Raw genomic sequence first — 20,518 nt, 5'->3', positions numbered from 1 at the left:
TTTCCTGCTGCGCGAGCGCCTCGCGATGCGGCATGCTCGGAGCGTGCTCGCGTTCCTCTCGGCCATCGCGTTCGGCGTCACCGCCGGTGCCATCGTGGGCGCCATCGCCACGGGTGACCCGCGATACACGATGACGTGGAGCATCGCGCTCCCGGTCGCGTTGCTCGCGGGGATCTTCAGCCTGTTCGGGGGATCCATCGTCGCGCGACGCCGAGGCGCCGCGCCCGAGGCGCCGCCCGTCGGCGAACTCGCCCTCGCCCGCGTCGAGCGCATCTCGCGCACGGGCCTCTCGGTGAACGGGCAGCCGCAGGTCGACCTCCTGCTCACGGTCGCGCCACGGTTCCGCTCGCCGTACACGACCGTGCACCGCCAGATCGTCGACATCGTCGCGGTGCCACAGGTGCAGCCCGGCGCGATCATCGTCGTGCGGCGGCCCGACGACGCGAAGGCGAACGTGGAGCTCGTGCTCGACCCTCCCGAGGACTGGGCAGGCCGGCGCGACGCCGAGCGGCTGCGCACCGGCACGGATCGCACGGTGCCGCTCGCCTCTGAAGCACCGGAGTGGCCGTCGACGCCGCAGTCCCTGCTCGGCGGCGCTCGTGCTCCTGCGCATCCGTGGCGCCGCGTGCTGCTCGCCGGCGCGTTCCTCATCGCGGCGACGCTCGTGCTGATCCCCGCCTACGACTCGATCGGGCGCACGGTGCGGGCGATCGCGGCCGGCGACCCGGCCGCCGCCGGCGTCGTCGAGGGCGACCGTCACGCCGAGATCGTCGACGCGCTCGCCGCCGAGACCGGCGGCACGACGTTCGTTCGCATCGGGTTCTACGACGGCTACGCGCTCGCTGCAGCGCCGTCCGAGCCCGGCGCACTCACGATCGACTCGTACCAGTACCGCTACGACCGCACCGAGCGCCAGGGCCCCGAGCCCATCCAGCCCACCGACCCTGCAGCCGCGCTCTTCGACGTCGACGAGGTCGACTTCACCCGCTTGCGCGAGCACATCGCCACGGCGAAGGAACACGCCGGCATCGCCGACCCCGACTCCGTCATCGTGCTCGTCGCGCGGTCACCCGTCGCGGATGACACCGGAGAGCAGCCGGTGCAGGTGCTCGTGCTGCTCGACGCCGACTACGCCGATGCGAGCGTCACGATCGATCCGCAGACCGGGCGGGTAGTGTCGTGACTGGACCCCCTATAGCGACAGGTGGAACCGGATCGCGGCATCGAGCTCGACGAGCACGACTGCGGGACAATGCCCGATCGCGCCGCTGAGTCGGGCGACGGACACCGCGCGCAGCTGCGACGCCTGCACTTTCGACGGCACTTTGAGCCCCATCGAGGACAACGCGTCGGGCTCGAGAACACCCACCTCGAAGTTCGGATAGACCCTCGACACATTCGAGGTGATCGGCACCACCGTCACGACACCGCGCCCGAGTCGCTCGGGCACGCCGTTCGCTCCGTCGTTGCTGACGAGTACACACGGGCGTAGCTTCGCCGCCTCACCTGGAAGCGCCGGGTCGAGGGATACGAGGACGACGTCACCGCGCCTCACCGGGCACGCCGTTCGCCGCTCGACTCGCCGAATGCTCCAGATCGATTTGCCGGACCGAGTCCGTCGGCGGCCACGGACTCCCACGCCTCGGCGTCGCCCGACGATTCCCAGTCATCGAACGAGGCCGCGTAGTCATCGGATGCCGCGAGCTCGCGCCCGAGCCGCACGAGCTCGTGGATCGCCGCCGAGCGATTGCCGTCGTACCGCACGGCCAACTCGTCGACGTAGGCGAGGTCGACCGGCGAGAGGCTGATGCTCACCTTGGTCATACCCCGATGCTACCCGGCTTCCCGGTGGCGGGGGTATTGCGGAGGAAGCGTTTCCATGTCGCGCCCGCGTGGGTTAACATCACTCCACCCCTGAACCCGGAGCCCGGTGTGAACTCGACCCGAATCACAGGCGGTCGCGGCACCCGGCGACGACGACGGGTCGCCGTGGCCGCCACGGCCGTCGTCGCCGCCATCGCGGGCATCGGCGCGCTCACGGGCTTCCACCTGCAGGTGCGCGAGATCGACCCGCCCGGCTCCAACGCTGTGAGCGAGGTCGTCACCGACGACGTCGTCGGCATCCGCACGTTCACGCCCCCGGCCGGGATCCGCGTCGAGGCCGACCTCGAGTACGGCACCCGAGAAGACGGCACCCTGCTGACGCTCGACGTGTGCCGCCCCGCTGCCGCGACCGCATCCCTTGCGGCGCTCGGCGCCGACGAGGGCCTCCCTGCAGTCATCTCGATCCACGGCGGCAGCTGGGCGCGCGGCGACAAGGCGAACACCGACTGGCGGAACGTGTGCCTGTGGCTCGCGAGCGAGGGGTTCGTCGCGGCATCCGTCAATTACCGGCTCGTGCCCAACGTGATCTTCCCGTCGGCCGTCGACGACGTCGCACTCGCCGTCGAATGGCTGCGCGCACCCGAGCAGGCCGAGCGGTTCGGCATCGACCCCGCACGCATCGGCGCGTTCGGCGGGTCGGCGGGCGGCAATCTCGCCGCCCTGCTCGGCACCCGCGGCGACGGGCCGCTCGATGAGGGATCGCGGGTCGCGGCCGTCGCCGAACTCTCGGGCCCCGTCGGACTCGGCGCGGCCGAGCTGGCCGCCGACGAGGCATCCGTCTGGCTTCGCGGCATCATCGGCGCGTACCTCGGCTGCGAACCGGGTACGAGCGATGCGAACTGCCCGCAGGCGGCGGATGCCTCGCCGGCGACGCATGCTGATCCGAGCGACCCGCCCTTCTTCGTCGGACATGCCGAGACCGAGGTCGTACCGCTCGGACAGTCGCAGCGATTCGCGACGAGCCTCGCGGCCGCAGGTGTACCGGTCGAGCTCGCGATCGTGCCCGGGAGGGAGCACTCGGTCGGCATTCTCGACGAATCGCTGCGCGCCCGCGTCGCGGCGTTCCTCCACGCGCACCTCGGCTGACCCGGCGCCACGCTCTACGCGACCGACGGAGCATCTCGCCGCAACCCCTGCCGCTCGGGACGGCGCGGGCCGTAGGCTCGCATCATCCAGCCCCATCCCGGAGGCAACGATGCCCGAGCACGATTCTCCCGTTCAGCTCTCCCGTGGCGACTGGCGGGTCATCTTCAGCCGAACCCTGCACGAGTACCGCATCCACCAGGTGCAGGACATCGCCGCGTCGCTCACCTTCTACGCGCTGCTCGCGATGCTGCCGGCGCTGCTCGCGACGTTCGCGGCGATCGGCATCTTCGGCCGCGCCGAGACCGCAGCCGAGAACGTGCTGATCGTCATCGAGGACCTCGGTGATGCATCCGTCGCCGACGCCCTGCGCGAGCCGCTCGACCAACTCGTCAACGCCTCGAACGCGGGGCTCGCATTCGGCATCGGGCTGGTCGCGACGCTCTGGGCGACATCGGGGTTCGTCGGCGCGTTCGGGCGCGGCATGAACCGCTTCTACGGGGTGAAGGAGGGGCGTCCGTTCTGGGAGATGCGACCCGTGATGCTCGCGGTTTCAGCCGCCGTGGTCGTGCTGGTCACGATCGCCGGGGTCGCCATCGTCGTGACGGGCCCGGTGGCCGAGGCCGTGGCGCGGGCGTCGGGGCTCGATGAGGGCGTCGCGTTCTGGTGGGACCTCGCCAAGCTGCCCGTGCTCGCCGCGATCGGCATCGCCGTGCTGGCGCTGCTGTACTGGGCGGCGCCCAACGTGAAGCGGCGGCACCTGCGGTGGTTCAGCGTCGGGGCGATCGGCGCGCTCCTCGCATGGCTGATCACGACGGCACTGTTCGGCGCCTACGTGTTGGGGTTCGGCACGTACGAGCGCACCTACGGCGTGCTCGGTGGGCTGATCGCCCTGCTGCTCTGGGTCTGGCTGTCGAACCTGGCGATGCTCTTCGGCGCAGTGCTCGACACCGAGGTCGAGCGCGCCCGCCAGCTGCATGCCGGGGTCGATGCCGCCGAGCAGGTGCAGCTTCCGCTGCGCGACGATCGACGGATCATCGCCAACCGCACGCAGCGCGTCCGCGACATCCACGCGTCGGAGCGCATGCGGGCCGACGCCGTGCTCGACGGGATCACGCCGCCCGCGGGTCGTCGGCCGCACGGGTGACGCTGCGCGTGCGCGATCACACGCGCCGGGACATCCACACGTGCTCGGCGGCGACGCCCCGACCCGGCCGACCCCTACGACGGTACGAGTCGCGAATGGCTCGGCCGGGGGATGTCGCGAGGCGACGGCCGTGCCAGAGTGACTGGCATCATGGACGACCTCCGACAGCCGCAGACCCATTCCGCGCCGGCCGACCCGCCGATGGCGCCGGCTCCGCCGACCCCGCGCCTCGTGCGCTCGATCGACGAGCGCGAGTTCCGGGCGTCGCTGTGGGTGACGACGTCGGTGCTCGCCGTCGCGCTCTTCGCCGTGTCGGTGCCGCTCGCGGCGACGATCTACGAGGTGGAGCTGCTCGCGGCGTTCGCCACGAGCCTCGCGCTCGCGGGCGCGCTGCCGCTCGCGGTGCGGTGGCCGTGGGTCGGGGCAGGACTCATGACGGTCGGCATCCTCGTCTTCCCGTTCCTCTCCGCGTCGTCGGAGGGTGCGCCGTGGCCGTGGCCGGTCACGACGATCATCGGCCAGGGCGCCCTGCTCGTCGTGCTGGGGCTGCTGCGCCTCAACTGGATCGGCGTGCTCGCGGCGTGGTTCGTCCCGGTGGCGGTCACGATGCCGTTCGGGCTCGTCGATGGCGGCGCGCTCGCGAACTGGATCACGGCCGCCGCGGTGACGGCGCTCGCGCTCGCGATCGCCCTGCTCATCGCGCAGCGCCGGCAGATCGGCGCCGAGCTCTTCCGCGAGCGCGCGCATTCACGGGATGAGCAGCAGCGACGCGTGCTCGTCGAGGAACGCACCCGCGTCGCGCGGGAGCTGCACGACGTCGTCGCGCACGGCCTGTCGGTGATCAACGTGCAGGCGACGAGTGCGCCGTACCGCATCGCTGACCTGAGCGACGAGGCGCGCCAGGAGTTCGCCGAGATCGCCGCGACCTCGCGCACCGCGATGACCGAGATGCGCCAGCTGCTCGGAGTTCTGCGCAGCTCGGACTCCGCCGCCGAGACCACACCGCAACCGGGGCTCGACGAGCTGGGTGCGCTCGCGGCATCCGTCGAACGCGCCGGCGTGCCGGTGACCCTCGAGCTCGGAGATCGCCTGCCGATCGACAACCTCGCCTCGACCGCCGCCTACCGCATCGTGCAGGAGGCCCTCTCGAACGTCGTGCGCCATGCGCCGGGCGCGCCGACGCACGTCTCGGTCGAGGTGCTCGCCGGCGACCTCGTGATCAGCGTCGAGAACGATGCGGCGACGGATGCCCCGGGGCCCGACGCGAAGGGCGGCGGCCACGGTCTCGCGGGCATCGACGAGCGGGCCGCGCTGCTCGGCGGGCGCGCCGAGCACGGGGAGCTTCCCGGCGGGGGCTACCGTGTTCTCGCGACGCTGCCGCTCGGCGGCGATGACGGGCGCGACCCCGGCGACGGAGGAAGAACGGTATGACGATCTCGGTGCTCATCGCCGACGACCAGGCGATGGTGCGCGCCGGGTTCGCTGCGGTGCTCGCCGCGCACGACGGCATCGAGGTCGTGGGCCAGGCGGCCGACGGCCTCGAAGCCGTGTCGCTCGCGCACGAGCTGCGACCCGACGTCGTCGTCATGGACGTGCGCATGCCCGGGCGGAACGGCATCGAAGCCACTCGCGCGCTGCAGACGCCGCCGCGCAGCTCGGACTACGTGCCCAAGGTGCTCATGCTCACGACGTTCGACATCGACGAGTACGTGTACGACGCACTGCGCGCGGGCGCGAGCGGGTTCCTGCTGAAGGATGCCACGCCCGAGGAGCTCGTCGCGGCGGTGCGCATCGTCGCGAGCGGCGAGGCGCTGCTCGCGCCGAGCGTCACCCGACGGCTCATCGAGGACTTCGCACGGTCGGGGCCGCCGCCGCGGCCGTCGGGCACCCGTCTGGCCGGCCTCACCGAGCGCGAACTCGAGGTGCTCACCCTCGTGGGGCGCGGGCTCTCGAACTCCGAGATCGCGGCGGCCCTCTTCATCGCCGAGCAGACCGTGAAGACGCACGTGTCGAAGATCCTGCAGAAGCTCGGGCTCCGCGACCGCGTGCACGCCGTCGTGCTCGCGTACGACACAGGGCTCGTGCAGCCGGGCGCGTAGGCCGCCCAGCTCAGGAGAATGGGCACCATCCCAGCTCCACACGCCGGATCGCGCCCATTTTCCTGAGTTGAGCGACCAGCGCCGCACGTGGCGGGCCGATTCGGTCAGCGAGGACCCGTACCCCGGTAGGGGTGCGGAACGGCTCCGCGGGGGGATGTCCCCCCGGGTACCCCGTTCGTAGCGTGCAGGCATGGCTACGACATATACGCTCGACCGTCGGTCCGCGACATCCGTCGCAGGCACGGCGTTCGCCGGGCAGCGCACCCGAGTCGCGCGCGACTCGAGCGTCGACGCGATCCGCATCGTGCTGCTCGTCGTCGTGTTCGCCCTGCACGCCATGATGTGCGGCGTCAGCGTGGGCGCGGCCGGCCCCGTGCTCGAGAACGCGCTCGAGGGTCAGGCCTGGTTCGGACCCGCCAGCTGGGTCGTGCAGATCATGCCGCTGTTCTTCATCGCGGGCGGGTTCTCGAGCTTCCACCACTGGCGTTCGATGCGCGCACGCGGAGCGACGGCGTCCGACTACGTGCGGGCGCGCCTCGAGCGGCTCGTGCGTCCGGCGGTCGCGCTCGTCGTGGTGGTCGCCGCCGGGCTGGCCGCGCTCGCGGTCGCGGGTCTCCCGGCCGAACTCGTCGCCACCGCGGGCTTCCGGATCGGGCAACCGCTCTGGTTCCTCGGCGTCTACATCGCGATCTCGGCGCTCGTGCCGGTCATGCTTCGTGCCCACGAGCGTGCACGGGTACTGACGCCCGTCATGCTGCTGGCCGCGGTCGTAGCGGTCGACGTCACGCGTCTCGCGACCGGAGTCGAAGCGATCGGGTTCCTCAACCTCATGCTCGTGTGGCTGCTCGTGCAACAGCTCGGGTTCCACCTCGCCGACGGCGCCCTCGACCGGCTCAGCCGCGGCACGCTCTGGGCCATCGCCGGCGGTGCGCTCGCGCTGCTCATCACGCTCACCGTCGCCGGCCCGTACTCCCCCGACATGTTCGAGAACCTCAACCCGCCGAACGTCACCCTCGTCGTGCTCGGCGCGGCCCAGCTCGCGCTGTTCCAGCTGGCACGCCCGCGCATCAGCGCCTGGGTCGAGCGAACGGATGCCTCGCGCCGCATCTCGTTCGTCGGCGAGCGGGCCATGACCGTGTACCTGTGGCACATGCCCGTGCTGGTCGCGCTCGCGGGCCTCAGCCTGGTCGCCAACGCGAGCTTCGGGATGCCGCTGCCCGAGCCGCTGACCCTCGAGTGGTGGGCGACGCGCCCCCTGTGGCTCGTCGTCGCCGCCGCGGCGGTCGTGCCGGTCGTGCTCGTGTTCGCGCGGTTCGAGCGGGCGCGTCGGCGCGGGGATACCAGGCGGGCCTCGGTCGCGGCATCCGCTCGCTGGACCGCCGTCGACGCGATCAGCGGCGTGGCGGGCGTCGCGGTGCTGCTCGTCGCCGGCTTCGGGCCGGTGCCGGCGCTGGTCGCGATCGCGCTGCTCGCGGTCGCGCTGGTCGGCAGTGCACGCCTCGCGGCGACGGCCAGGTTCATCGCGGTGCAACGGCTCGCGCCGTGAGCCAGTGAGCCAGCTGAGCCCGTGCGCCAGCTGAGCCCGTGCGCTCAGCGGGCGGCGTCGACCTTGGCGGGCTCCGCGTCGACCCCAGCCGCACCGGCACGACGGTGCTCACGGAGTCGACGCACGACGAGCGTGACGAGCGCGATCGCGATCGCCGCGTAGACCACGAGGTCGACATATCCGAGGTACTGGTCGAGCGCCTCGTGCTGGGTTCCGAGCGCTGCGCCGGCGCCGATGAGGAACGTGTTCCAGATGCCGCTGCCGACCACGGTGTAGACGCAGAACCGCGCGAGGCCCATGCGGGCGGCGCCCGCGGGAATCGAGATGAGGCTGCGAACGCCCGGGATGATGCGGCCGACGAGCACCGACCACGATCCGTGGCGCGTGAACCACTCGGCGCCGCGTTCGAGGTCGGTGCGGCTCACGAGCCGGGTGCGCGCGATGAGGTCGATGGCCCTCGTCATGCCGACGGCGGCGCCGAGCCAGTAGAGCAGGAGCGCTCCCGCGAGCGACGCGGCGGTGCTCCAGACGATGAGCCACCCGAGCTGCAGCTCGCCGGCCTGGCTGAGGTAACCCGCGAACGGCAGGATCACCTCGCTCGGGATCGGCGGCACGAGCACCTCGATGAACACGAGCACGCCGACGCCGAACTCGCCGAGGGCGTTGAGCAGGTCGGCGGCGAACCCGGTGAGTCCGGTGAAACCGTGGTCGGGGGCCGTGGTGAGGGAAGGCATCCCGGGCCACGTTAGGGGCCCGAGATGAACGCAACCTGAAGCCGTCAGTGCCCGTGCCCGCCCGGCAGCTCGAAGCGCTCCCCGTGCTCGCCGTGCGGCACCGCCTGGCCTCCCGCGGGGGTCGCCGCGAGCGCAGGCGACGCCAGGGCGGCCACGAGCGCGGCGCCCGCGACGAGCCCGACGAGCGATCGCCGATCGAATCCCGCGGCGGGCGCCCCTTCGGGTCGGGCCGCCCGCGCGGGCGCGGTCGCCGTCACGCGGGCACGCCGAAGCGCGAGCGCGCAGGATGCTGCGACGACCACGATGAACACGGATGCCGCGACGAGGGGTCCCGCCGCGACATCCGCTCGCCCTGCCCAGCCGGTCGCGACCAACGCCCCCGCCCCCACGAGGAATGCGCTGCATGCAACCAGTGCGACCGTCGGCGCAACGAGCCGTCCGGCGCGGAGCGCGAGGATGCTCCACGCCAGGGCGGCCACGCCGAACACCGCTGCCACGGGCTGGACGATCCCCCCGGCACCGGCGGCGACGGCCATGAGCACGAGCCCGGCGCCGACGGCGGCGAGCATCGGCCAACTGCGCGTCGCCGCCGCCAGTGCACGCATGGCCCGGCCCCTACGCCGTCGCCACGCCGCGCGTGGAGCGCTCGAACCCGAGACCGACTCCGAGCAGCACGATCGCGCTCGCGAGGTGCAGGAAGTGGTCTGCGGTGTTCAGCGCGAGGATGTTCGCCGCGGTGCCCGCCAGGAAGAACCCCACGATGCCGAGCAACAGGTATGTGCCGCCGACGACGATGTTCACGGTCTTCGCCGCGACAGCCGACGCGAGACCCGCGACGAGGAACGCCCCGCCGATGGCGATGTGGACGATGTTGGCAAGGGGATTCACCTGGAAGAGGCCGAGCAGCAGCCCGCCCTCGGTGGCGATGAACCCGACGCCGCTGGTGACGGCGAAGCCGAGCAGGCCGACGAGTACGTACACGGCACCGAAGACGGTCGCGACGATGCGGTTCGGAGAGTTTCGCATGGGGGTAACCTCCCTGTTCAGAGCGCGGCGGTCGCCGTGCTGAACAGGGATTCGGAGCACCGTCGGCGGCGGATTGGTTCTCACATCCCACGGGCCTTCAACCCCATCCGGACGTATCGTGGAACGAGAGCTCGACTGTCGTATCGACGAGAGGAGCACACGATGAATCCACACGAGCCCAGCTCATGGGAGAAGAACGAGAACGAGAGCCCGACCGACGACCTCGAGGGCGAGTACACCGAGACCGACGGTGAAGCGGCGCACGAGCGCACCGTGCACGGCCAGTACACGCGCAGCGACGACGAGGTGCCCGAGGGCGAACGCGAGGGCAGCTACACCGACGCGAACGACGAGGGGCCGACGCATCCGACGAGCGAGCGGCACGGCAAGTTCATCCGGCGCGACCAGTAGGCGCACGCGCGCGTCGCGACATCCGTTACCGGCATGAAACGCCGATGCGGTGAGATGGTGGCATGTCCGAACCGATCACCGTCTCGATCCGGCGCGAGGTCGACCCGGCGCACATCGCCGAGGCGACCGCGTGGGTGCAGACCGGCGTGAACCTCGCGAACAAGTACCCGGGCTTCCTCGGCTCGGGGTGGGTGCGCGCGGGCGAGACCTCGCAGGTGTGGCACATGCTCTACCGCTTCGCGAGCGACGAGGCCCTCGACACCTGGGAGCGCTCGCCCGAACGCGCTTGGTGGCTGTCGATGGGCGAGGGCTTCGTTCGCTCCGAGCGGGTGAAGCGGCGCACGGGCATCGAGGGCTGGTTCGACGACCCCGCGACGGGATCGATTCCGGTGGCGGATGCCTCGGGCGCCGCGATCTCCGAATCGTCGGCGCCGCCCGCTCCCCCGCGCTGGAAGCAGGCCGTGACGATCTGGCTCGGCTTCTTCCCGGTGAACCTGCTGTTCTCCTACCTCGTGGCGCCGGTCCCCGGGTTCGGCGATCTGCCGCTGTGGGTGCGGGTGCTCGTGACGACCCTCGTGCTCACCCCCGTGATGACCTATTGGGTGCTGCCGTGGGTCACCCACTGGCTGCGCCGCTGGCTCGCGCCACGCGCCGCATGAGCACGCGTCAGCGGGTGCCGCGGATGCGGCGCGAGAGGGTCGCGGCGGCCTCGCGCACTCCGGCCACGGCCGACTCGCGCAGCTCGCGCGACGCGTCATCGGGGAACGTCACGGCGATCGCCGCGGCCGGCCATCCGAGGTGGTCGACCACGGGCGCCCCTGCCGAGGCGAGCCCCTGCGTCACCTCGCCCTCTTCGTCGGCCCAACCGCGAGTGCGCACCTCGGCGAGCACGCGCTTCAGGCGGCCGTAGCTCCAGTCCGGGGCATCCGATTCGCCCGGCTTCCGTGATTCGAACGCCGCCCGGTCGGGATACAGCGCCCGCAGCTGCGCCGGCGGCAGCTCGGCGAGCATCGCCCGCCCGGTCGCCGTGAGGTGTGCGGGAAGCCGCACGCCGACATCGGTGACGAGCGACGGGCGGCGCGGGGCGCGCTCCTCGACGAGGTAGAGCACGTCGCGCCCGTGCAGTACGGCGAGATGCCCGGATTCGCCGAGCCGGTCGACGAGCCCCGCGACGAGCGGGCGCCCGAGCCGCGCGAGCGGCTGCTGCCTGCTGAATCCGCTCGACAGCTCGAAGGCGGCGATGCCGAGCCCGTAGCGGCGCTCTTCGGGCAGGTGCACGACGAAGCCACGCTCCTGCATGACGGCGAGCAGGTGGTAGACGGTCGAGCGCGGCAGTTCGAGCGCGACGGCGATCGTCGCGGCCGGCACGGGCCCGCGCTGCGTCGCGAGATGCGCGAGGATCGCGAGCGTCTGGTCGGCCGCGGGCACCTTCGACGGTGTGGTCACGAGTCCAGCGTACGCGCACGTCTGGTATTCCAGACGGATGTCCCCGCCGCGGCATTCCCGCGCGCGCGAGCGCGGTGTGGAATCGGAGGCATGAGCACCATCGCACCTGCACCCAGCCCCGTTGCGACATCCGTCACCGTGGGCACCGGACCCGTCTCGATCGCCGACGTCGTCGCGGTCGCGCGGCACGGCGCATCCGTCGTGCTCGACCCGGCGGCCCTCGACGGCGTCGCCGCGAGCCGCGAGATCATCGAGGCGCTCGCCGCCGACCCCGAGCCGCACTACGGCATCTCGACCGGCTTCGGTGCGCTCGCGACGACGTTCATCGCCGAAGACCGCCGCGCGCAGCTGCAGGCGAGCCTCGTGCGCTCGCACGCCGCCGGCTCGGGCGCCGAGGTCGAGACCGAGGTCGTGCGCGCGCTCATGCTGCTGCGCCTCTCGACGCTCATGACCGGTCGCACGGGCGTGCGGCGCGAGACCGCGGAGACGTACGCGGCGATCCTCAACGCCGGCATCACGCCGGTCGTGCGCGAGTACGGCTCGCTCGGTTGCTCGGGCGATCTCGCGCCGCTCGCGCACTGCGCGCTCGTGGCGATGGGCGAGGGCGAGGTGCGTGTCACTCCGCTGGTTGAGGAGGCGCGCCAGCGCCGTCTCGAAACCCCGGCGCCCGCGCGGGCTGGTTTCGAGACGCGTCCTGCGTCGGGCGCTCCTCAACCCGCGAAGGATGCGCTCGCCGCAGCCGGCATCACCCCCCTGCGCCTCGGCGAGAAAGAGGGCCTCGCCCTCATCAACGGCACCGACGGCATGCTCGGAATGCTCGCACTCGCGATCGATGACCTGCGCCTGCTGCTCACCACCGCCGACATCGCCGCGGCGATGAGCGTCGAGGGCCTCATGGGCACCGACGCCGTGTTCGCCGAAGACCTGCACGCCCTGCGCCCCCAGCGCGGCCAGGCCGTCTCGGCCTCGAACCTGCGGCGCCTGCTCGCCGAATCTCCCATCGTGGCGAGCCACAAGGGCCCTGAGTGCACGCGCGTGCAGGACGCGTACTCGCTGCGCTGCGCCCCGCAGGTGCACGGCGCAGCGCGCGACACGCTCGCCCACGCGGCATCCGTCGCCGAGGCCGAGCTCGCGAGCGCCGTCGACAACCCGGTGCTCACCCTCGACGGACGCGTCGAGTCGAACGGCAACTTCCATGGCGCACCGGTCGCCTACGTGCTCGACTTCCTGGCGATCGCGGTCGCGGATGTCGCGTCGATGAGCGAGCGGCGCACCGACCGCTTCCTCGACCGCGCCCGCAACCAGGGCCTGCCGCCGTTCCTCGCCCACGAGGTCGGCGTGGACTCCGGCCTCATGATCGCGCAGTACACGGCGGCGGGCATCGTGTCGGAGCTGAAGCGGCTCGCGGTGCCGGCGTCGGTCGACTCCATCCCGTCGTCGGCGATGCAGGAAGACCACGTCTCGATGGGCTGGGCGGCCGCACGCAAGCTGCGGCGCGCGATCGACGGGCTCGGGCGCGTGCTCGCGATCGAGGTCATGACGGCCGCGCGCGGGCTCGCACTGCGCGCACCGCTCGAGCCGGGCGCCGCGACCGGCGCGGTCGTCACGCTCGCAGCCGACGCCGGCGCCGTGCCGGGACCCGACCGGTTCCTCTCGCCCGAGATCGAGGCGCTCGCCGAGGCCGTGGCGTCGGGTGAGGTGGCCGCTCGGGCGGCAGCCGTGGTCGGGCCGCTCGACTGACGAGTCTCGCCGCGATGCGGCATCCGTTCGCTCGACGGCGCGTCCGATCGTTGCGCCGAGTGCCCCCCGAACAGGGTTCGGGACCCCCCAGTTGGGTGTTGTGACCCTGCGCGGGCGATGTCAGACTGTTCTGAGTCGAGCGGAGACCCGACCCGTCGAGTGCGACCGACGACCCGAACGGAAGCTTATGAAGTGGAACCTTGAGGCCCCAGAGGGCCACGACTGGTTCCGAGCGCGCCGCGCCCGGCCGCGTGGTGTGATGATCACGGCGGTCGCAGCCGTGATCGTCCTCGGGGTCACAGGGACCACGCCGGCGTACGCCGAGGCGGTCGTCCCGACCGATGCGGCGACGGTCGCGGCTGAGCCGGTACCGGCCGACCCCGCTCCGGCGACCGAACCGCCCGCACCCGCCCCGGTCGAACCGGCTCCGGTCGACCCCGCTCCGGTCGACCCCGCTCCGGTCGACCCCGCCCCGACGCCGACACCCACCCCGACGCCGACGCCGACGCCGACGCCGACACCCACCCCGACGCCGACACCCACCCCGACGCCGACACCGACACCCACCCCCACGCCGACACCGACGCCGACACCCACCCCCACGCCGACACCCACTCCCACTCCCACCCCCACCCCCACGCCGACACCCACCCCGACACCGACCCCGACGCCGACACCGACCCCGGGTACCGGCCCTTCGAAGCCGGGCGGAACGCCGAGCGCGCCGGTCGTGCTCGTCGGCGACGGACCGGTCGCGCGCATCGTGACCCGCTCCTCGACGGGCACGGCCTCCAACGCCGCTTCGCTGAGCAAGGCGCGTGCAGTCCTCGAACGCGCGATCTCCGCGCTCCGCGACGCCGAGGCCGAACTCGAAGGCGCGAAGTCGACGCGTGAGGTCACCCGCGGCATCGCCGAGAACATCCAGGCCATCGCCGACGACGCGCGGCTCGACGCCGACGCCGCGGCACGCGCCTACCTGGCGGCGTCGAAGGGCGGCGACGCCTCGCTGAACTCGATGGCCGCCGCGTTCGGGCAGGGCCGCGATCTGCTCGCGGGCCTCAGTGGCGTCGCCCGGGTGACCGAGATCGCCGGCGATGCCGAGAAGCTGCTCGAGATCACGGCCGAGCGCGACGCCGAGGCCGTGGCGGCCGAGGCGCGCGCGGTCGAGGCATGGGCCGCGGTCGACGAGATCGACATCGAGGCGCTCGAGAAGAAGGTCGACCGCGCCGAACGCGCCGTCACCTCGGCTCGCAAGGCGCTCTCGGGCCTGCAGACGCGTGTCGCGTCGGCGGGTGTCGCGTTCGTGCAGACGCTGCCGCAGGATTCCGGCCTCCTCAGCGACCAGGGCTGGTCGGTCCCCGTCAGCGGCGACCTCACCGATGGCTTCGGTCCCCGCCCCAACAAGCCGCTTCCCGGTGTGAACGAGTTCCACCGCGGGACCGATATCTCCGCCGGATGCCGCGAGCCCGTGTTCGCCGCGACCGCGGGCACGGTCGTGCAGACCGGCCCCAACGGCACCTACGGCAACTGGGTCCTCATCGACCACGGGTCCGGGATCTCCACGGGCTACGCGCACCTGATCGACGGCGGCACGGTCGTCAAGGCCGGGCAGACCGTCAAGGCCGGGCAGCTCATCTCGGCCGTCGGTTCGACCGGCGCCTCGACCGGCTGCCACCTGCACTTCGAGGTGCGCATCGACGGCACCGCCGTCAACGCGATCCCGTTCATGGCCGCCCGCGGCGTCGCACTCGGCTGAGCACGCTCAGCCCATACGTCCGGTATCCCAGACGCGAGGCACGCGACATCCGTTGTCGGGCGCCGTCGCGTGGTGTGTGATCGGAGCATGACCGACGCACCCACCGCCCCCGCACGCACCGTCCGCGCCGCGCGCGGCTCCGAGCTCACCGCGAAGAGCTGGCAGACCGAGGCGCCCCTGCGCATGCTCATGAACAACCTCGACCCCGAGGTCGCCGAGCGGCCCGAAGACCTCATCGTCTACGGCGGCACGGGCAAGGCCGCCCGCAACTGGGAGGCGTTCGACGCGATCGTGCGCACCCTCGAAGACCTCGAGGCCGACGAGACGCTGCTCGTGCAGTCGGGCAAGCCCGTCGGCGTGTTCCGCACCCACGAATGGGCGCCGCGCGTGCTCATCGCGAACTCGAACCTCGTGGGCGACTGGGCGACGTGGCCCGAGTTCCGCCGGCTCGAGCAGCAGGGCCTCACGATGTACGGCCAGATGACGGCCGGCTCGTGGATCTACATCGGAACGCAGGGCATCCTGCAGGGCACCTACGAGACGTTCGGCGCGATCGCCCGCGCCCGGTTCGGCGGCAGCCTCGCCGGAACCCTCACGCTCACCGGCGGCTGCGGCGGCATGGGCGGCGCGCAGCCGCTCGCCGTGACCATGAATGAAGGCGTCGTGCTCATCGTCGACGTCGACGAGACCCGCCTTCAGCGGCGCGTCGACCACGGGTACCTCGACGAGCTGACCGACGACCTCGACGACGCGATCGCCCGTGTGCTCGCGGCGAAGGCGGCCCGAACCCCGCTCAGCGTCGGCCTCGTCGGCAATGCGGCCACGGTCTTCCCCGAGCTGCTCGCCCGCGGCGTCGCGATCGACATCGTCACCGACCAGACGAGTGCGCACGATCCGCTCTCGTACCTGCCCGAGGGCGTGAGCGTCGACGAGTGGCACGAGCTCGCGGCATCCGATCCCGAGGCGTTCACCGAGAAGGCGCGCGCGAGCATGGCCAAGCAGGTGCAGGCGATGGTCGAGTTCCAGGACGCGGGCGCCGAGGTCTTCGACTACGGCAACTCGATCCGCCGCGAGGCCGAACTCGGCGGCTACGACCGCGCGTTCGCGTTCCCGGGGTTCGTGCCCGCCTACATCCGGCCGCTGTTCGCCGAGGGCAAGGGGCCGTTCCGGTGGGCGGCGCTCTCGGGCGACCCCGCCGACATCGCGGCGACCGACCGCGCCATCCTCGAGCTGTTCCCCGAGGATGAGCACCTGCGCCGATGGATCACGCAGGCCGGCGAGAAGGTGCACTTCGAGGGCCTGCCGGCGCGCATCTGCTGGCTCGGCTACCAGGAGCGCCACCTCGCCGGGCTCAAGTTCAACGAGATGGTGGCGTCTGGCGAGCTCAGCGCACCGGTCGTGATCGGCCGCGACCACCTCGACTCGGGTTCGGTCGCCTCGCCGTATCGTGAGACCGAGGCGATGGCCGACGGCTCCGACGCGATCGCCGACTGGCCGCTGCTGAACGCCCTGCTCAACACGGCGTCGGGCGCGACCTGGGTGTCGCTGCACCACGGTGGCGGCGTCGGCATCGGCCGCTCGATCCACGCCGGCCAGGTGATCGTGGCCGACGGCACCGATCTCGCGGCCGAGAAGATCGCGCGAGTGCTCGTGAACGATCCGGGCACCGGTGTCATGCGCCACGTCGACGCGGGCTACGACCGTGCGATCGAGGTCGCTCGCGAGCGCGGGCTGCGCGTGCCTATGCTCGACGCATGAGCGACGGCGCGGCCACACGGCGGATGCTGCTCACCGGCATCGCCGAACTGGTGACGAACGACCCCGCAGGCGACCGCGAAGGAGGGGCGCTCGGCATCGTCCGCGACGCCGCCGTGCTCGTGGAGGACGGACGCGTCACCTGGGTCGGACCCGCCGCGAACGCGCCGTCGCACGCCGAGGAGCTCCGGTACGAGCGCGAGGAGCGACGCGACGGCGAAGAACACCGCACGCTCTGGGACACCGAGGTCGAGGTGGTCGACGCGCGCGGCCGCGCCGTGATCCCGGGGTTCGTCGACAGTCACACGCACCTCGTGTTCGGCGGCGACCGGGCCGACGAGTTCGCGGCCCGCATGGCCGGGCAGCGATATGCCGCGGGCGGCATCCGCTCGACCGTCGCGGCGACGCGCGCGGCCACCGACGACGAGCTGCGCGCCCGCCTCGCCGGATTCGTCGCCGAGCTTCACGCCCAGGGCACGACGACCTTCGAGATCAAGTCGGGCTACGGCTTGAGCGTCGACGATGAACAGCGCCTCGTGCGCCTCGCACGCGAGGTCACCGACGAGGTCACATTCCTCGGCGCGCATGTCGTGCCGGCCGACTTCGCCGACGCCGGCGCCGACGGCAGCCCCGCTCGCGGAGCCGACGCCTACGTCGACCTCGTCATCGGCGAGATGCTCTCCGCGTGCGCACCGCACGCGCGTTGGGTCGATGCCTTCTGCGAGCGCGGTGCGTTCACGCCCGAGCAGTCCCGCCGCGTGCTCGAGGCCGGCCGCGCCCGGGGCCTCGGTGTGCGCGTGCACGGCAACCAGCTCGGTCCCGGTGAGGGCGTGCGGCTCGCGGTCGATCTCGACGCGGCATCCGTCGACCACTGCACCTACCTGAGCGATGCGGATGTCGCGGCCCTCGCGGCATCGAACACGGTGGCCACCCTGCTGCCGGGCGTCGAGTTCTCGACCCGGCAGCCGTATCCCGACGCGCGCCGCCTCATCGACGCGGGCGTCACGGTCGCACTCGCGAGCGACTGCAACCCGGGGTCGAGCTTCACGAGCTCGATGCCGTTCTGCATCGCGGTCGCCGTGCGCGACATGGGCATGACCCCGGCCGAAGCGGTGTGGGCGTCGACCGCGGGCGGCGCGGCGGCGCTGCGACGCACGGATGTCGGCGTGATCCGCCCGGGCGGGCCGGCCGACCTCGTGCTGCTCGATGCACCGAGCCACGTGCACCTCGCGTACCGGCCGGGCGTGCCGCTCGTCGCCGGGGTGTGGAAGGACGGCGAGGCACTCGTCGGCCGCTGAGTCGCGGCATCCGCCCGGCGCGTCGGAAGGTCGGCCCGCGCGAGGCTCACGCCCGGGCCGGCGCTCCGCCGCATCACATCATCGACTGCAGCACCTGCTGCGCCCGCGTGTTGTCGCTCGTGCCGAGCACGACACGGTTCCTGCTGGCCATGTAGCCGAGGGTGACGTTGATCCCGGCGTCGGCGAGCGCTCGCGCCATCGCGCCGAACACGCCCGGCTTGTCGACGTCGGCGTCGGCGATCGGCGGGCTGACGATCACGTCGACCTCGCGCTCGACCGAGAGCCCGGCGCCGGCGATGGCGGCCCGGGCGGCGGCGGCATCCTCGACGAGGACGTGGACGATGCCCCTCCCCTCGTCGACCACCGCGCAGAGCCCCTCGATGTTGATGGACGCGTTGCCGAGCGCCTCGCCCAGCTTCGCCCCCTCACCGGGTGTGTCCTCGAGCGTGATCAAGAGATCCTTCAACATGCGACACCTCCCTTTCCCGGTCTCTGTCTACGCCCGTGGTCATGGCGCGTCAAACCCCCCGTCGCCGCCGTCAGTCGTCATCACTGCGCCGCAGCCGCCGACGCGCCGAAAGCAGGGTGAGCTCGGGACGCCCGGCGACGAGCCGCTCCGCCCGGTCGAGCACTTCGGTCACCCGCTCGGCGCTCGAGGCCACGACGCCGACGCCCACACGGTCGCGCCGGTGCAGGTCCTGGTCGTCGACCTCGGCCACGCTCGCCTCGGTGGTGCGCCGCAGATCGGCCAGCAGGGGACGCAGCACCGCGCGCTTCTCCTTCAGCGAGTGCACCTCGCCGAGGAGCAGGTCGAACTCGATCCAGCCGATCCACATCACGGGGTCTCACCGGAGGTCGAGCCGCCGATCGAAGTGCCGCCCATCAACCCGCCGCCGACGTGCGGGCGACCTCGATGGCACCCATCCCCGTGAACCGGATCCATGCCCGATCCTCCGACTCGACGAGCGTCATGAGCACCTGGCCGCACGAGCCGCAGCGCACCACGGTGCCGGCGTCGCTCGCGTAGACCATCGCCCGTGCGAGCTCCGCGATCGAGCCGCAGCCCTCGCACTTCGCGACCGCCATGGTCACGTCGAACGAGAAGAACTCGGCGAGCGGACCCGCCAGCGCGTTGCCGTCGACGTGCTCCATCACGTGCCTCCGTATCGTTCGGTGCGGATCGAGCGCGGGTCGTGCCCGAACTCGACCAGCCAGTCCGCGATGCGCTCGACGAACCCCGTCGAGCCGCAGACGTAGACGAGGGGATGCTCCGCCGCAGGCACGACGGATGCCTCGAGCAGCTCGCGCGTGATGCGTCGGGGTGGCGTCGGCCAGCCATCGGGGGCGCGCCGCGTGTAGACCAGATCGAGGCGAAGCGGGGCGGATGTCCCGGCCAGAGCCTCGAGCTCACGTGCGAAGTACACGTCGCCGGGCGTGCGCACCGAGTAGAGCAGCCGGAACGGCGTCTCGTCGCCGGCTTGTGCGCGTGCGCCGGCGATCGCGTAGAGCGGCACGACGCCCGATCCGCCCGCGATGAGCTGCACGGGGCGCGGATCGCCCCCGGGCCGCCACACGAAGAACGCGCCGAGCGGACCGTGGACTTCGAGCAGGTCGCCCGCGCGCACCTCGTCGACGAGGAACGGCGACACCTCGCCGTCTGGCAGCTTGTCGACCGCGAGCACCACGCGCGACGCGTCGCCCGACGACGCGATCGAGTACGAGCGGGTTGCCGTGTACCCGTCGGGCGCAGTGAGTCGCACGTCGAGGTGCTGCCCCGGTGCGTTGCCGGGCCATCCGTCGACCTCGATCTCGAGGCGCGTCGCATTCGGCGTCTCGCGGATCGCTGCCGTGACGGTGCCGACGTGCCAGCCTGCACGGGGAACCGCGCGGACGGAGGGCGCGATGCCGACGGTGTCGCTCACCAGTAGCGCTCTTCCTTCCACGGGTCGCCGTGAAGGTGGTAGCCGTTCTGCTCCCAGAAACCGGGCTCGTCGGTCGGCATCATCTCGAGGCCGCGCACCCACTTCGCGCTCTTCCAGAAGTACAGGTGCGGCACGAGCAGTCGCGCAGGGCCGCCGTGCTCGGGCTCGAGCGGCTCGCCGTCGAACTCGAAGGCGACCCAGGCCTTGCCGCCCCGCAGTTCGTCGAGCGGCACGTTCGTCGTGTACCCGCCGTAGCTGTGCGCCATGACGTAGTCGTACCCGGTCTCGACGTGCTCGAAGAGGGTGTCGATCGACACCCCGCGCCAGCTCGTGCCGAGCTTCGACCAGTGCGTGACGCAGTGGATGTCGGTCGAGACCTCGTCGATCTCGAGCGCCATGAACTCGTCCCAGTTCCACGACTGCGACCCCGACTCGGTGCGGATCGTGAACTCCCAATCGGCGGTGTCGATGTCGGGCGTCGGCCCGGCCGAAAGCACCGGGAAGTCGTGCACGAGGGTCTGCCCGGGCGGGAGTCGTTCATCGCGTTCACGACTGCGCCCGCTGAACCCCCTGGTGATGAAGGACATGGCGTCCCCCTCTCGTTGCTCTCACGATAACGTGCCGGAACTCGGGATGAATGGGACAAGCGGACGGAATCCGGCCGCATCGCC

The 20,518-nt window shown here is 72.0% G+C and carries 23 protein-coding genes; 12 read left to right on the top strand and 11 right to left on the bottom strand.

The window, feature by feature from the left end; translation table 11 throughout:
• Positions 1-43: 43 nt before the first annotated feature.
• Positions 44-1,183 (top strand): hypothetical protein, encoded by a 1,140-nt coding sequence (locus LQ757_RS03345; RefSeq protein ID WP_231045779.1) that lies wholly within the window; start codon positions 44-46, stop codon positions 1,181-1,183.
• A gap of 9 nt (positions 1,184-1,192) precedes the next feature.
• On the opposite strand, the gene LQ757_RS03340 is transcribed toward LQ757_RS03345, so the two are convergent.
• Both LQ757_RS03340 and LQ757_RS03335 read right to left on the bottom strand, forming a co-directional pair.
• Entirely contained in the window at positions 1,193-1,555 is a 363-nt protein-coding gene (locus LQ757_RS03340; RefSeq protein WP_231045778.1) for a type II toxin-antitoxin system PemK/MazF family toxin, read from the bottom strand.
• Complete coding sequence (locus LQ757_RS03335) at positions 1,552-1,824, bottom strand: DUF8778 family protein (RefSeq protein ID WP_231045777.1); 273 nt, start codon at positions 1,822-1,824, stop codon at positions 1,552-1,554. Before LQ757_RS03335 ends, LQ757_RS03340 begins: the two co-directional genes overlap by 4 nt.
• Positions 1,825-1,989: 165 nt before the next feature.
• Between LQ757_RS03335 and LQ757_RS03330 the strand changes: the two genes are divergently transcribed.
• The 5 genes from LQ757_RS03330 to LQ757_RS03310 all read left to right on the top strand — a co-directional run bounded on the left by LQ757_RS03330 (position 1,990) and on the right by LQ757_RS03310 (position 7,759).
• The gene (locus tag LQ757_RS03330; protein ID WP_231045776.1) at positions 1,990-2,970 is read left to right on the top strand and encodes an alpha/beta hydrolase; all 981 of its coding nucleotides are present in this window, start codon (positions 1,990-1,992) and stop codon (positions 2,968-2,970) included.
• A 109-nt stretch (positions 2,971-3,079) separates the two neighbouring features.
• Positions 3,080-4,114: a YihY/virulence factor BrkB family protein gene (locus LQ757_RS03325; RefSeq protein WP_231045775.1), complete on the top strand. Its 1,035-nt coding sequence runs from the start codon at positions 3,080-3,082 to the stop codon at positions 4,112-4,114.
• A gap of 150 nt (positions 4,115-4,264) precedes the next feature.
• Complete coding sequence (locus LQ757_RS03320) at positions 4,265-5,545, top strand: sensor histidine kinase (protein ID WP_231045774.1); 1,281 nt, start codon at positions 4,265-4,267, stop codon at positions 5,543-5,545.
• Entirely contained in the window at positions 5,542-6,213 is a 672-nt protein-coding gene (locus LQ757_RS03315) for a response regulator (RefSeq protein ID WP_231045773.1), read from the top strand. The genes LQ757_RS03320 and LQ757_RS03315 overlap by 4 nt, the downstream gene beginning before the upstream one ends.
• A gap of 190 nt (positions 6,214-6,403) precedes the next feature.
• Entirely contained in the window at positions 6,404-7,759 is a 1,356-nt protein-coding gene (locus LQ757_RS03310; protein ID WP_231045772.1) for an acyltransferase family protein, read from the top strand.
• Positions 7,760-7,803: 44 nt separating this feature from the next.
• On the opposite strand, the gene LQ757_RS03305 is transcribed toward LQ757_RS03310, so the two are convergent.
• From LQ757_RS03305 to LQ757_RS03295, 3 genes are read right to left on the bottom strand one after another with little or no spacing between them, the layout of a single operon-like run.
• Positions 7,804-8,493: a DedA family protein gene (locus LQ757_RS03305; protein ID WP_231045771.1), complete on the bottom strand. Its 690-nt coding sequence runs from the start codon at positions 8,491-8,493 to the stop codon at positions 7,804-7,806.
• A 44-nt stretch (positions 8,494-8,537) separates the two neighbouring features.
• Positions 8,538-9,098, bottom strand: a complete 561-nt coding sequence (locus LQ757_RS03300) for a hypothetical protein (protein WP_231045770.1) — start codon at positions 9,096-9,098, stop codon at positions 8,538-8,540.
• Positions 9,099-9,108: 10 nt separating this feature from the next.
• Positions 9,109-9,519 (bottom strand): DUF4383 domain-containing protein, encoded by a 411-nt coding sequence (locus LQ757_RS03295; RefSeq protein WP_231045769.1) that lies wholly within the window; start codon positions 9,517-9,519, stop codon positions 9,109-9,111.
• A 162-nt stretch (positions 9,520-9,681) separates the two neighbouring features.
• Between LQ757_RS03295 and LQ757_RS03290 the strand changes: the two genes are divergently transcribed.
• On the top strand, positions 9,682-9,930 hold the full coding sequence (locus LQ757_RS03290; protein ID WP_231045768.1) for a hypothetical protein: 249 nt from the start codon (positions 9,682-9,684) through the stop codon (positions 9,928-9,930).
• Between the two features lie 62 nt (positions 9,931-9,992).
• A complete protein-coding gene (locus tag LQ757_RS03285) occupies positions 9,993-10,589 on the top strand; it encodes an antibiotic biosynthesis monooxygenase (RefSeq protein ID WP_231045767.1) in 597 nt (198 codons plus the stop codon).
• 7 nt (positions 10,590-10,596) lie between these two features.
• On the opposite strand, the gene LQ757_RS03280 is transcribed toward LQ757_RS03285, so the two are convergent.
• Positions 10,597-11,376 carry an IclR family transcriptional regulator gene (locus LQ757_RS03280; protein WP_231045766.1) on the bottom strand — a complete coding sequence of 260 codons (780 nt, stop codon included), beginning with the start codon at positions 11,374-11,376 and terminating at the stop codon, positions 10,597-10,599.
• Positions 11,377-11,466: 90 nt separating this feature from the next.
• On the opposite strand from LQ757_RS03280, the gene hutH reads away from it, so the two are divergent.
• The 4 genes from hutH (at position 11,467) to hutI (ending at position 17,925) form a co-directional block, all read left to right on the top strand.
• Complete coding sequence (gene hutH / locus LQ757_RS03275) at positions 11,467-13,116, top strand: histidine ammonia-lyase (RefSeq protein ID WP_231045765.1); 1,650 nt, start codon at positions 11,467-11,469, stop codon at positions 13,114-13,116.
• A 259-nt stretch (positions 13,117-13,375) separates the two neighbouring features.
• The gene (locus LQ757_RS19295) at positions 13,376-14,872 is read left to right on the top strand and encodes a M23 family metallopeptidase (protein WP_304504426.1); all 1,497 of its coding nucleotides are present in this window, start codon (positions 13,376-13,378) and stop codon (positions 14,870-14,872) included.
• Between the two features lie 87 nt (positions 14,873-14,959).
• Entirely contained in the window at positions 14,960-16,630 is a 1,671-nt protein-coding gene (gene hutU / locus LQ757_RS03265; RefSeq protein ID WP_231045764.1) for a urocanate hydratase, read from the top strand.
• Entirely contained in the window at positions 16,627-17,925 is a 1,299-nt protein-coding gene (hutI, locus tag LQ757_RS03260) for an imidazolonepropionase (RefSeq protein WP_231045763.1), read from the top strand. Before hutU ends, hutI begins: the two co-directional genes overlap by 4 nt.
• A 73-nt stretch (positions 17,926-17,998) precedes the next feature.
• On the opposite strand, the gene LQ757_RS03255 is transcribed toward hutI, so the two are convergent.
• The 5 genes from LQ757_RS03255 to LQ757_RS03235 form a co-directional block, all read right to left on the bottom strand.
• Positions 17,999-18,394, bottom strand: a complete 396-nt coding sequence (locus LQ757_RS03255; protein ID WP_231045762.1) for a hypothetical protein — start codon at positions 18,392-18,394, stop codon at positions 17,999-18,001.
• A 70-nt stretch (positions 18,395-18,464) separates the two neighbouring features.
• Positions 18,465-18,761 (bottom strand): DUF503 domain-containing protein, encoded by a 297-nt coding sequence (locus LQ757_RS03250; protein ID WP_231045761.1) that lies wholly within the window; start codon positions 18,759-18,761, stop codon positions 18,465-18,467.
• Positions 18,762-18,807: 46 nt separating this feature from the next.
• The gene (locus tag LQ757_RS03245) at positions 18,808-19,077 is read right to left on the bottom strand and encodes a DUF6510 family protein (RefSeq protein WP_231045760.1); all 270 of its coding nucleotides are present in this window, start codon (positions 19,075-19,077) and stop codon (positions 18,808-18,810) included.
• A complete protein-coding gene (locus LQ757_RS03240) occupies positions 19,077-19,847 on the bottom strand; it encodes a ferredoxin reductase (protein ID WP_231045759.1) in 771 nt (256 codons plus the stop codon). Before LQ757_RS03240 ends, LQ757_RS03245 begins: the two co-directional genes overlap by 1 nt.
• Positions 19,844-20,434 (bottom strand): molybdopterin-dependent oxidoreductase, encoded by a 591-nt coding sequence (locus tag LQ757_RS03235; RefSeq protein WP_231045758.1) that lies wholly within the window; start codon positions 20,432-20,434, stop codon positions 19,844-19,846. Before LQ757_RS03235 ends, LQ757_RS03240 begins: the two co-directional genes overlap by 4 nt.
• Between the last annotated feature and the right edge of the window lie 84 nt (positions 20,435-20,518).

Origin of the sequence: Agromyces cavernae (assembly GCF_021044935.1) — a bacterium.
Classification (GTDB): domain Bacteria; phylum Actinomycetota; class Actinomycetes; order Actinomycetales; family Microbacteriaceae; genus Agromyces; species Agromyces cavernae.
Note: the sequence above shows the minus strand (reverse complement) of the source record. Positions and strands in the feature narration are given on the sequence as shown.

Coding starts and splice junctions, on each gene's coding strand:
- LQ757_RS03315 (WP_231045773.1), top strand. CDS start 5,542: ATGACGATCTCGGTGCTCATCGCCGACGACCAGGCGATGGTGCGCGCC.
- LQ757_RS03235 (WP_231045758.1), bottom strand. CDS start 20,434: ATGTCCTTCATCACCAGGGGGTTCAGCGGGCGCAGTCGTGAACGCGAT.
- LQ757_RS03255 (WP_231045762.1), bottom strand. CDS start 18,394: ATGTTGAAGGATCTCTTGATCACGCTCGAGGACACACCCGGTGAGGGG.
- LQ757_RS03320 (WP_231045774.1), top strand. CDS start 4,265: ATGGACGACCTCCGACAGCCGCAGACCCATTCCGCGCCGGCCGACCCG.
- LQ757_RS03295 (WP_231045769.1), bottom strand. CDS start 9,519: ATGCGAAACTCTCCGAACCGCATCGTCGCGACCGTCTTCGGTGCCGTG.
- LQ757_RS03305 (WP_231045771.1), bottom strand. CDS start 8,493: ATGCCTTCCCTCACCACGGCCCCCGACCACGGTTTCACCGGACTCACC.
- LQ757_RS03290 (WP_231045768.1), top strand. CDS start 9,682: ATGAATCCACACGAGCCCAGCTCATGGGAGAAGAACGAGAACGAGAGC.
- hutH (WP_231045765.1), top strand. CDS start 11,467: ATGAGCACCATCGCACCTGCACCCAGCCCCGTTGCGACATCCGTCACC.
- LQ757_RS03335 (WP_231045777.1), bottom strand. CDS start 1,824: ATGACCAAGGTGAGCATCAGCCTCTCGCCGGTCGACCTCGCCTACGTC.
- LQ757_RS19295 (WP_304504426.1), top strand. CDS start 13,376: ATGATCACGGCGGTCGCAGCCGTGATCGTCCTCGGGGTCACAGGGACC.
- hutU (WP_231045764.1), top strand. CDS start 14,960: ATGACCGACGCACCCACCGCCCCCGCACGCACCGTCCGCGCCGCGCGC.
- LQ757_RS03310 (WP_231045772.1), top strand. CDS start 6,404: ATGGCTACGACATATACGCTCGACCGTCGGTCCGCGACATCCGTCGCA.
- LQ757_RS03285 (WP_231045767.1), top strand. CDS start 9,993: ATGTCCGAACCGATCACCGTCTCGATCCGGCGCGAGGTCGACCCGGCG.
- LQ757_RS03325 (WP_231045775.1), top strand. CDS start 3,080: ATGCCCGAGCACGATTCTCCCGTTCAGCTCTCCCGTGGCGACTGGCGG.
- LQ757_RS03245 (WP_231045760.1), bottom strand. CDS start 19,077: ATGGAGCACGTCGACGGCAACGCGCTGGCGGGTCCGCTCGCCGAGTTC.
- hutI (WP_231045763.1), top strand. CDS start 16,627: ATGAGCGACGGCGCGGCCACACGGCGGATGCTGCTCACCGGCATCGCC.
- LQ757_RS03300 (WP_231045770.1), bottom strand. CDS start 9,098: ATGCGTGCACTGGCGGCGGCGACGCGCAGTTGGCCGATGCTCGCCGCC.
- LQ757_RS03250 (WP_231045761.1), bottom strand. CDS start 18,761: ATGTGGATCGGCTGGATCGAGTTCGACCTGCTCCTCGGCGAGGTGCAC.